Raw genomic sequence first — 11611 nt, 5'->3', positions numbered from 1 at the left:
GAGCCGGTTTCCTGGTTCGGATTCGACGATCCACGCGTCCGCACGACTTCCCTTCACTTCTACAAAAAAAGAGTAGCACAAACCATGGCCATGGTTTGTGCTACTCATGTTAGTATGTTTCCGCGGGGTGCGGCCTAAGCCTCCTCGCTCGCTGGCGCTCCCTGCGGGGTCTCAGGTCTCGTACCATTCCCGCAGGAAAAAACGGTGCTCCTGCATCGCTTCGCTGCTTCGTCGCAAACAAGTTGGTCGAACTGCCTTCGCCCAACTTGCTCGCCGCCTTCCGCTGCATGTCGCTTCTTTTCAGTCGCTTTGGAGATGCTCTACACTCATGATCGGTTGAGCAACTTCGCTGGTGGTGTTTCCAGCTCTCTAGATGGGAGCCAAGCGGCGGAGAAAACCGTACTGCTCCTGCGCAAGCTCGTCGCAAAGTAGTGGCCGAATGCGGTTCGGCCATTACTTGCCTGCGGGGCAGCGCAAGCTCGTCGCAAAGCTATTGGCCAAAATAACTTCGGCCAATAGCTTCGCAGCTGGTTGGCGAACTATCGGTTAAGGAATCCTCGCTCATACAATGTTAACTTTTTCACCTAACAAAACCGGACAAGGGAATAGACCCCTTGTCCGGTTTTGTTAGTTTGGGATGGTTAAAACTTGGCCGACCCGAATCAAGTTGTAGTTGGTGATGTTGTTCGCTGCCGCCAGTTTGGCTACCGTAACCTTGTGCTTTTTCGCGATGCTGTAAAGCGTATCGCCAGCTTTTACTGTGTATTTAACAGTGGCTGCCGGTGGAGGTGAGGCGTTTTTTGAAGGTATGATCAGTACTTGCCCGACACGGATCAAGTTATAGTTGGTGATCTTGTTCGCTTTTGCAAGTGCCGCTACCGTTACGCCATGTTTTTTCGCGATGCTGTAAAGTGTGTCCCCGGCTTTGACTGTATATTTTGCGCCAGTTGAAGGAGGCTGTTTCAATTTTAGGATTTCAGAAACAGTGACAAATGAGTAGCCTTTCGCTTTCAGCTTGGAAATCATGCCAGGAAGCGCTCCGGGAGTACCGGATGCCCCAGCTCCAGTATGCATCAATACAATGGTGCCCGGCACAACGTTGTTAACCACTTTGTTGGTGATGGAAGCGGCAGAAACGCCTTTCCAGTCCACTGTATCGATGTTCCAGTGGATGGTATGGGTATAGCCGGCATTGCCGACCGCGGCCAATACTGCGGCGTTAGTTGTGCCAAAAGGTGCCCTAAAAAGCGGTTTGGTCGACTTGCCGGTGATTTTCTTGATCGTTGCTTCCGTCTTATCTAGTTCGGCTTTTATTTTGGCGGCTGACAGTTTGGTAAAGTCGGGATGTGAAAAAGAATGGTTGCCGAGCTGGTGGCCTTTCGCGACGATATTCTTAATGGCTTGAGGGTGTTTTTCTGCTCCGGAACCGGTTAAGAAGAACGTAGCCTTTACGTTATTGGCTGATAAGGTATCCAAAATTTTTTGAATGTTGGTGCCATCGGATCCGTCATCGAACGTGAGCGCAATTACTTTGCTTGTAGTAGTGCCTTTTGTGACCCATTTTGAAGTGGCTGCTTCACTTTGGCTGGAGAAAGAGAAAAAGGTGAATAAGACTAACATAAGGACTGCAATCAACTTAACTAGCTTTGAACTCATTTTGCACACCCCTTATTCAAGTTACACCGATGAAAATAGTGTATGTATAAGCCATAGGTATATGAGCAAAAAGTAACAGTTAAAGAGGATTTATAGAGTTTTATTTTAATTTAATAGTATATTTTTATTATAGCATAATGTATTATTATAATGCTATCTAATTATTTTTTATATTCTAACAACTGGTAAATGCATTGCTTCAAGGTTCTAAAATCCAAGATCTTCCTTCTCACTCATTCCAAAAAGGAGGTATGAAAAAATGGCGCAGAGCAGCAATGAAAAGGGCAGTGAAACTGGGTATAAGCAGGAGTTGAAGCGGTCGCTGACTTTTTGGGATTTAATGATCTATGGGCTTGTTTTTATGGTTCCGATTGCACCTTTTGGAATTTATGGTGTAGTGGCGCAAGGTTCAAACGGGATGGTGGCGCTGGCATACTTGATCGGCATGGTGGCGATGATTTTCACAGCGCTCAGTTATGCGACCATGTCCGAAGCGTTTCCGATTGCCGGATCTGTTTACTCCTACGCACAACGGGGAATTAACGATTCAGCAGGATTTTTAGCTGGCTGGCTGATTTTATTGGATTATATTTTTGTACCCGCACTTTTATATTTGGTCAGTGCGGCGGCTCTTCATGATATCGTCCCGGAAATTCCCTTGTTGGTATGGCTTGTGTTATTCATTGCAATCAATACAGTGATCAATGTCATCGGAATTGAGTTTACTGCAAGGGCCAATAAAATCATCATCGTGCTTGAATTAATCGTCTTGGCAATTTTTGTAGCTGTCGGGATTTTTGCCATTGTCCAAGGTGTAAATGGAGCAGAGTTTACGTTTAAGCCGCTATATGATCCAAATCAGTTTAGCCTTGGACTTGTAATGGGCGCGGTGAGCATTGCGGTTTTGAGTTTCTTGGGATTTGATGCAATTGCAACGCTTGCGGAAGAATCGAAAGGCGGCAGAAAAGCGGTCGGCAATGCTATCATTGTTTCTCTCCTTGTAGTCGGCGTGCTATTCATCATTCAGACATGGGTGGCAGCGCTCATATGGCCCGACTATACGTCGTTTGAAAATGCCGATGTGGCATTTTATCAGATTGCCGAAATTGCTGGCGGGGCATGGTTAAAATGGCTGACGATTATTGCTACTGCCGTTGCATGGGGGATTGCGGACGCGTTGGTGGCTCAAGCAGCCATCTCAAGAGTTCTATACAGCATGGCACGCGACCGGAAACTGCCAAAAATATTGGCGAAAGTGCATCCGAAATACCGGACGCCTTATATCAGCACAATTCTAGTCGCTGTGATTTCGCTTCTCGTCACTTCTTTTTTTGCGAACCGGATTGGGGAACTGGCATCTGTCATCAATTTCGGGGCATTGACGGCATTCTTGTTTTTGCATGTTTCGGTAGTTACCTATTTTCTGGGGAAAAAGAAAAGCAGAAATTACTTGAAGCATTTAGTTTTGCCGGTTATCGGATTTTTAATTATCGGTTATGTTTGGTACAATTTGGATGCTTTATCAAAGCAGCTGGGGTTTGTTTGGCTCGCAATTGGTATTGTCTATTTAAGCTTCTTGAAGTTGACAAAAAGGGATACAAAACTCGATCTGGGAGAATAAATTCATCAAGGGGGAACTCGGGTGGAATTGACAGGCAACACAATATTGATCACTGGAGGAGCATCTGGAATCGGCCTGGCGCTTGCAGTGCGCTTTTTGCAGACTGGCAATAAAGTCATTGTTGCAGGACGAGGGGAAGAAAGGCTTAAAGCGGCGCAAAAGTTGCATCCGAAGCTTCATACAATGGTTTGTGATGTGTCGAAAGAACAAGAGCGGTTGGAACTTGTGGCCAGGCTTTTGAAAGAATTTCCTGAAGTTAATGTGCTAGTTAATAATGCAGGGATCCAACAACGTGTAAACTTGTTAGAAGCCAACGAAGATTGGGCACACTACCAAAATGAAATTGCAATTAATGTTGAGGGGCCAATCCATCTTAGCATGTTGCTATTGCCACAATTAAAAAAGCAGAAAAAAGGCGCCGTCATTAACGTATCTTCAGGCTTGGCAATCCGGCCTGGCGCATGGGTTCCTATATACAGTGCGACGAAAGCGGCAATCCATTCATTCACTCAATCGCTGCGGCTTCAATTGTCAGAAACCGATGTTACCGTGATTGAGATTTTGCCGCCCGCTGTAAATACCGATCTCGGAGGCGCCGGTGTCCATCAGTCAGGGGCACCACTTGATGAATTTACTGACGAAGTGTTTGAACGCTTGCGGCAAGGAGACCTTGAAATCGGATACGGCGACTCGGAAAAAAGGCTGCATCTGTCCGGAAAGGAAACCGATTTGGGCGCGAAGGAGGCTTGGGAAAATTTTAAGAAGAACAACTCGGATTTTCAGTGACAAAAAACCCGGTCAGCCTAAGCTGATCGGGTTTTAGGTTGATTTGGAAATTTTGAACCCTAAATTGGAATTGATGGTCGTGTAGAAATTGAACAGCCGGTTCTCGAATTCAACTTGTTCTTGTTTGAGGATGTTGAGTTTCCGGTAGCCATTATACCGGATGAACATCTCATAGCTGCCTGTCGGTAAAGAATCCAGTTGTTCAGTATCGATAACGGCATTTGTCCCGCCAGTATTATTCACGCGGAAATCAAATATGTACTCCTCATTGACATTTTTGCGGCTTCTGAAAACCAATTCACTTATGCTCTCTGTATAGTCGCCAAAAACTTGGGCTTCCAGCTTATATTGGCCGCCTTCGAATGTGCCATTTCGAAAGAGTGCGAGCATGGGGACACGAATATGCCTAAACTCGCCATGAAAAATAGGGACAATCAAGTAAGGCATATTTTCTTTTATGATGTATTGCTTGTATTTTTCGGTGCGGTTCCACCGTACGAGAGCTTCAAGGCCCTGATAATCTTTCTGCATGAAAAGTTGGTAAATGACTTTGTTGATTGGATAAAAGAAGTTTTCAGTAAAATCATACCGAAGATCATGGGCAATATCCAGGACTTGCTGGAATTTCTCATAATAGCCTTTTTTATTCTTGCTTTTTAGAAAATGCTGCCGTTCAAAAAGCCGGGTGATGGAGTCAAATTCAATCAAGCGATTCATGACTGCTTGTTCCTGCTCAACTGGCAGTTTTTTTTGTTTTACATATTCAATCACTTTAATATTGGAATCCATCTTTTCGAAGATATCGGTTTGCTTTGTTAGTGACTCCGCGTTTTCATCCAGCCGATTCAGATAAGAAACCACTTGTTTTGTTGTTGAAACCGTCCTGCAATTAGTTAGCACATCGATGAAAAACTGTTTATCTTCAGCAAATTTCATCTCGGGAAAGCGGATATTATGATCCAATAGGAGCTGTCGGCGCAACATTCGCGCGTTTGGCGCCAAATGCTGAAACATGCTAGGCACGTCGTACGGGGAGACGCTTCTTCTTTCTGCAACAGACTGGTGTTCGCCGATAATTTTCTGTTCTTTAGATGTTTCTTTCATCGTACGGCCGACTGCGTAATCATCGCCGGTTTCTTCTAAAATAGCATATAGCGTTTCAAGTCCTTCCGGTTCAAGGCGGTCATCAGCGTCCAAAAAGGTGATGTATTCGGAACTCGCAAGCTCAATTCCTAAGTTTCTTGGTTTGGAAGGAGAACCGCTGTTTTCTTTTAGAAAAACGATGACGATGTTTTTGTGCTTTTTGGCATAGTCCCATAAGATTTCCCGGGAAGAGTCACTGGATCGGTCGTCTACTAATATATATTCAATGTTATCAAAGTGAAGTGTCTGGTTGATGACTGATTCAATGGTATTGGCTAAAAAGGAAGCGGCGTTGTAAACTGGCGTAACTACGGTTACTTTAGCTTTTTTGGGAGATTTTCCTTTGTTTTTCACGAAATATCCTTCGCTATTATATGCCACATCTTTTTCTTCGTTAAATTTCCGTGTACCAAACCCAAACATGCTATCACTCCTTGTAAGGACTAGTAGTTCCAATATACCATCAAATAACTGAATTTTAAAACATTTAATCGAAGGAATGCTGTCAAATTAGAAGTGAAAAAAAAGGCATTTTGACTAATCAAAATGCCTTTTGGTCAAATGCTTATGAAAGTTTTGAGTCCATTGATAAGGGGCTATCGATATACGTGCTATAAGTTTCTTGAATAAATTTGACTTGTTCCGGGAGGACAAATCGAAGTTTCCGGAAACTGTCGAATTGGATAAACTTTTCAAAATTAGAGGAAGGAAAGGCTTTTAATGGAATTATTGCCGTAAACGAAATTTCTCCTCCGGCGTTTTCAATTTCAAAATCAAAAATGTATTCCTCATTCACGTTTTTTCTATTCCGGAAAACCAAGCCGCTTACTTGATGTGTGTAATCGCCAAAAACTTTAAATTTCAAACTGTCTCTCTTCCCGGAAAGATGTTCATTTATATAGATTGCAAGCATTGGCACGCGGATATACTTGAAAGTTCCTTTGAAGAAAGGGACGACCATATAGGGTAAATTGCCTTTGATGATGTACTGTTTGTTTTTTTCGTTCTTATTCCATTTTACTAATGCCTCAATGTGCGAATATTTTCCTTGCTGAAAGAGTTGATAAATAGTTTTGCTAAGCGGATAAAAGAAATTTTCCGAGATATCATAGTTAAGATCTTTGGCGGAATCAAGTGCTTCTTGAAATTTAGCATAATAGGCTGCTTTGTTTCGACTCTCAGAAAAGTGGGCAGGATCGAAAAGCTGGATGATGAAATCAAACTCATAGAGACGGTTAAGAACCATCTTTTCTTGCTCAATTGGCAGGTTCTTTTTCTTAATATGGTCAATGACTTTCAAATTGGTATCCATTTTTTCAAAAACGTCGGTTTGTTTTGTCAGCGATTCACCGTTTTCATCCAAACGGTTCAAGTAAGAAATGGCGTGTTTCGTTGTAGAGACCGTTTTGCTATGGATGATAACATCCATGTAAAATTGCTTGTCTTCGGCATACTTCATATTGGGAAAACGGATTCCATGATCGATCAATAGCTGCCGCTTCATAATCTTGGCGTTTGACCCCATATGATGGAACATATCTGGAACGGAGAAAGGCGAAACGCTTCTTCTTTCCATGCAAGATTGATGTTCGCCGACAATTTTGCTGCCTTTGGAAGTTTCTTTAATGGTTTTGCCCACTGCATAATCATCGCCTGTTTCTTCTAAAATAGCTGCCAGGTTTTTCAAGCAATCTTCTTCTAGCCAGTCATCAGCGTCTAAGAAACAAATAAATTCAGAGCTGGCCAGTTCAATTCCTAAATTTCTAGGTGTTGAGGGAGAACCAGTATTTTCTTTTAAAAAAACCGCAACAATATTCTCGTATCGTTGGGCATAATTCCACAAAATGGACCGAGAGGAATCGGTGGAGCGGTCATCCACCAAAATAAATTCGATGTTTTTGAATTGGAGAGATTGGTTAATCACTGAATTGATGGTTTTCCCCAAAAACTTTTCAGCATTATAGACGGGAGTGACAACAGTCACCTTGCTTTCTCTGGATAGCGTATCCCTATTTTTTATAAATTTCCCTTGTATATCGTAGGGAACTTCTTCTTCGTTAAATATTTTATTGTGCAGTTTTTTCATTTAATCATCCTCCTTCGTATTGCTAAATATATCACATAATTGTTAGAAAAAATAAAAAATTCAGATAAATTAATATAAAGTGCTGAAAAAATGTATTCATGACATATAAAAAAAGGGAACCTAACACCATAGGATTCCCTTTATCTCGTACTATTAAACTAAAAAGTTAATCACGATAAATCGTTGAAATTAAATTTTCCGTGGATTTTCCAGTAGAAAATGTGTTCCAGTGGAAACGGAACTGTTCAATTTTTTCAAAATCAATTTGGGGATTCATGATTTCTTCAAGGACTTCTTGCGTATTTTTAGCAATTGGTCCGGGAAAGTAAAGGCTGGTTTCAGCCCATAATCCTTGGCTTTGGCCATAAGATTCCAGGTCATATGTAAAGAAGATCATTTTTTTGTTGAGCAGCGAAAACTCAAATGGGATAGAAGAATAATCGGTGATCAAAATATCGCTGGCAACCAATAATTCATTGATATGTGGGTAATTATTAACTACTAGAATCCGCGGGTGGTCCGGCACATGAGTAGCTTCATGAACAGCCGGATGCAGCCGGATTAACAACATGTAGCTCTCATCTAATGCTTCGGTGAATTTTTCCATATCCAATTGGAGGTCCATTTGATGAAGAGATCCTTTTCTAAAAGTCGGAGCGTACAGTACGACTTTTTTGCCTTGGATAGCAGGGTAAGTTTCCGCCACATTTTGAAGGCTACGGGCTTTGGCTTCTGCATCAAAGTAAAAATCAGTTTGCGGAACGCCTGTGTAAAGAAAATGGCCCGCATCTAAGTGGAAGGCTTCTGAAAAGATATCCGCCATCTGTTGTGAAGAAACGGGAATGAATTGAAAACGATTGTATACCTGCTGGAACCGTTTTTTTGCCCGTTCGCTTCTGGTATGAGTTTCTGGTTCGCTCCAGCCGAATTTTTTTATGGCGCCTGCTGCATGCCAAAGCTGGATGCATTTTACTTTCTGCCGAAATTGAATGGCTGCTAAAAAGCCCATGTAGTTATCGATAAAAACATATTTGGATGTAGCCAAATGGTAGATGGATTTTACAAAATGAATTAAATTGGTTGTTTCAAACGAATAAATGGTTTTGTTATCCGAAGGAATCTCGGAAAAATCGATTTTGCATTTTTTTTGATTGAGAAAGATGAGGGGATGAGTTTCCTTGAGCGCCAGTTGTTGTGCGATGAAAAAGGCATTATCTCCGAATGAAGAAACAAAGACCGTTTTATCCCGCAGCGGAAACAGCTTGAAAAAAGCGAAAGCGATGCGGAATAGTAAAAGGTAAAGTGTGATGAAAGCTTCTTTTATCATTGGTTATTCAATAAGTCCATCTTAATCTTCGTTGTAGAAATGCCATCTGTTCTTGGCAAGTACACCACTTCGCAATATTCTTTCAGTTCGTCGAATTTTCCTTCCCAATCAGAACCCATCACAAAAAGATCGATATCGTATTTTTGAATATCTTGGACTTTCTGCTCCCAATTATGTTCAGGAATCACTTCATCGACATAGCGAATTGACTGAAGGATCATTTTCCGTTCTTCGTATGCGTGATAGGCGGCCTTGCCCTTCAATTCATTGAATTCATCTGAAGATAGGCCGACAATCAGGTAATCCCCCTGCTCTTTAGCTCTTCTTAAAATATTGATGTGTCCATGATGGATCAAATCAAATGTTCCGTAAGTAATCACTTTTTTCATATATGCCTTCACTCCACAAAAGGTATTTTCTTTGACTTATTAAAATGTTGCGATTGTTTATTATATGTTATCATCTTTTATAACTAATGAAAATATTAAGCAGAAAAGGAGAAGTCTATGATTGTATATTCCGATCATGTTCAACTGCTTGCTCATTCCACGGATGAAATAAACTTTTTTCTGACAGGAAGTACCCAGGTGTTTAATATTGACTTGAATCAGATTACAATCAACAAACCTTTTGCCATAGGAGAGTATTCATTAGAAGATCAAGTGTTGATCAAGGTTGAGGCCTGCCGCCATGATTTCATAATTTATATGAAAACTGGAAAGGTATTTATAGTGAGAGTCAGCCATGAACCTAACCTTGACTTTCAGCCGAGTTCCAATTCATACAAGCTGATTTTGGAATGCTTTTCTGAGGAGGTTTCCTTCAAGCAGACTAGCGAAACTTCTTTTTCCTTGTTCAATCAAAAAGGTGTATATTTATTTAGTATACACGATATTGTAACACAACAGGCTCCGGAATACATACACCCCGTAGACCTTGGCTTAACCACAATAGAATATCGCTATCTGCTAGTGGGAAAAGCCAGTTATGATAAGTTCTGCACTTTTGTTATGTACGATTTATTCAGAAAAGAATTATCTACTAAAAACATTGTATTCGAAGTGGAGTCAAACGATGCGGATTTGGAATACCGCTTGTTAAGCCCGGAGTTGTTGGAAATTTCTTCTGAAATTGCAAAGGCGGTTTTCGACTTTAGAAAGGTCAGCGCGAAAGGGAGTAAGCTCTTTGAATTTTATGAAATGGAACTTCATCGCGATAAACACCTGCTTGGGTCATTCAATATAAATGGTGCAAAATTCTTTTTGCACAATAGACAAAGCGGCGTTTACTTGACGCGTGAGAACGCAGCAAAAGTTACAGGCTATCGTTCAAAGATGAAGGTGCGCTTTTTAGGAAAGCATCTCTATATTTTCGGAAGAAGCACCCATTATGCCTATAAAGCGAGTGGGAAATACGAGTTCCTTTATAAAGGAGAACAGGGAGAACCGATTGCAAGATTCCATAGGCCGGTAAAAGTCAGATTTTTTAAAAGATATGGATATTTTAAAGTGCCGCTTGATGCATTAAAGACGGAGCTTGGGGAGCCTGTACGGTTTTTTCTAGGAAATTCAACTACACCGATGCATACGTTAAAACTGACCCAAGGCCGCAGGAAAGCTAAACTTTTGGCTTTTAAAAAGTTTGACGGCCAAGCAGCTTTAATTACGACAAGTTCTTACAATACTGTTTCTTGCTCGAATACTTCGGAAACAGAAGAACTTAAGTTCTCTAAGCGGATTGAAAAGAAGGCGGCAAATTTCAAAAACGGCAAACTGGTAATGCTGCTGATCCGACTGTTTTTCGGTATGATGGGACGCATGCGGCGCAAAGAAAAACTGGTGATGTTTGAAAGCTTCCATGCCAAGCAGTATAGCGATAATCCGCGCGCCATCTATGAATACATGAAAGAATACCATCCAGAGTATCGCTTGCTTTGGAGCATTGATAAACAAGCAGAGCCATTATTTGGCGATTTTGGGGTCCCGTATGTCCGGCGTTTTACGCTGAGTTGGTTTTTGACGTTTCCCCGTGCGAAATATTGGGTAAACAATGTTCGGCTACCTGCATGGATGCCTAAACCACAGGAAACGATCTTCGTCCAAACATGGCACGGAACTCCTCTCAAAAAGCTCGGAATCGATATTGAAGAAATCCACATGCCGGGCACTAAAACAAGCACTTACAAAAAGAATTTTGTAATTGAATCTTCTAAATGGGATTATCTTGTTTCACCGAACGCCTATTCAACAGAAATCTTCAGAAGAGCTTTCCATTTCAAAGGCAAGGTTATCGAATCCGGATATCCCAGAAATGATGTATTGGCAAATGCTTCCCCAGAGAACATTGAACACATCAAGAAAAACTTGGGAATCCCCGATGAAAAGAAAATCATGCTGTATGCGCCGACTTGGCGGGACAATGAATTTTACCAAAAAGGGAAGTACAAATTCCAATTTCAATTTGACTTGGATAATTGGAAAAAAGAATTTGGGGAAGAATGGGTTCTGTTGTCGCGAATGCATTACTTAGTGGCAGAGAACTTTGATTTTTCCGCTCATGCCGGAACAGTATACGATGTCTCGGCATATCCCGATATTCGGGACTTATACCTAGTTTCCGATATGATGGTTACGGATTATTCATCGGTGTTTTTTGATTATGCCATTTTGAATCGGCCAATCATTTTCTTTATGTACGATTTAGAAAAATACCGGAACGAACTGAGAGGCTTTTATATTAATATTGAAGAAGATGCACCAGGACCTATTGTACAGACCGAAGAAGAGTTATTTCGAGCAATGCGCGAACTCATGCATTCCAATGTCCAATTGAATCCGAAATTCGTTGCTTTTAGAAACAAGTTTGCTTCTCTAGAAGATGGCCATGCGTCTGAACGCGTGGTTAAAAGTTTTTTGGAGTAGTGCAGTGAAAAGATTCATGATATGATACTTTCTTCAAGGAGTGCTTATTGTAAAATTTTAACATATTTTAT

8 protein-coding genes are annotated in these 11611 nt (G+C 41.4%); 3 read left to right on the top strand and 5 right to left on the bottom strand.

Annotated features, from left to right (window positions below; genetic code table 11):
• Nucleotides 1-627: 627 nt before the first annotated feature.
• Nucleotides 628-1656, bottom strand: coding sequence for a LysM peptidoglycan-binding domain-containing protein (locus FQV28_RS10275; protein WP_146496182.1), 1029 nt, complete (start codon nucleotides 1654-1656; stop codon nucleotides 628-630).
• Nucleotides 1657-1915: 259 nt separating this feature from the next.
• Between FQV28_RS10275 and FQV28_RS10270 the strand changes: the two genes are divergently transcribed.
• Nucleotides 1916-3277 carry an APC family permease gene (locus FQV28_RS10270; protein WP_146496181.1) on the top strand — a complete coding sequence of 454 codons (1362 nt, stop codon included), beginning with the start codon at nucleotides 1916-1918 and terminating at the stop codon, nucleotides 3275-3277.
• 21 nt (nucleotides 3278-3298) lie between these two features.
• Nucleotides 3299-4063 carry an SDR family oxidoreductase gene (locus FQV28_RS10265; RefSeq protein ID WP_146496179.1) on the top strand — a complete coding sequence of 255 codons (765 nt, stop codon included), beginning with the start codon at nucleotides 3299-3301 and terminating at the stop codon, nucleotides 4061-4063.
• Between the two features lie 33 nt (nucleotides 4064-4096).
• Here the strand turns inward: FQV28_RS10265 and FQV28_RS10260 are convergent, their stop codons facing one another.
• The 4 genes from FQV28_RS10260 to tagD all read right to left on the bottom strand — a co-directional run bounded on the left by FQV28_RS10260 (nucleotide 4097) and on the right by tagD (nucleotide 9008).
• Complete coding sequence (locus FQV28_RS10260; protein WP_146496177.1) at nucleotides 4097-5629, bottom strand: glycosyltransferase family 2 protein; 1533 nt, start codon at nucleotides 5627-5629, stop codon at nucleotides 4097-4099.
• A gap of 142 nt (nucleotides 5630-5771) precedes the next feature.
• Nucleotides 5772-7292 (bottom strand): glycosyltransferase family 2 protein, encoded by a 1521-nt coding sequence (locus FQV28_RS10255; protein WP_146496175.1) that lies wholly within the window; start codon nucleotides 7290-7292, stop codon nucleotides 5772-5774.
• Nucleotides 7293-7458: 166 nt separating this feature from the next.
• Nucleotides 7459-8619, bottom strand: a complete 1161-nt coding sequence (locus FQV28_RS10250) for a CDP-glycerol glycerophosphotransferase family protein (protein WP_146496173.1) — start codon at nucleotides 8617-8619, stop codon at nucleotides 7459-7461.
• Nucleotides 8616-9008: a glycerol-3-phosphate cytidylyltransferase gene (gene tagD / locus FQV28_RS10245; RefSeq protein WP_146496171.1), complete on the bottom strand. Its 393-nt coding sequence runs from the start codon at nucleotides 9006-9008 to the stop codon at nucleotides 8616-8618. The genes FQV28_RS10250 and tagD overlap by 4 nt, the downstream gene beginning before the upstream one ends.
• A 1416-nt stretch (nucleotides 9009-10424) precedes the next feature.
• Between tagD and FQV28_RS19665 the strand changes: the two genes are divergently transcribed.
• The gene (locus FQV28_RS19665; protein WP_146496210.1) at nucleotides 10425-11540 is read left to right on the top strand and encodes a CDP-glycerol glycerophosphotransferase family protein; all 1116 of its coding nucleotides are present in this window, start codon (nucleotides 10425-10427) and stop codon (nucleotides 11538-11540) included.
• Nucleotides 11541-11611 lie beyond the last annotated feature (71 nt).

It is taken from the genome of Planomicrobium sp. CPCC 101079 (genome assembly GCF_007859275.1).
GTDB lineage: Bacteria > Bacillota > Bacilli > Bacillales_A > Planococcaceae > Planococcus.
Note: the sequence above shows the minus strand (reverse complement) of the source record. Positions and strands in the feature narration are given on the sequence as shown.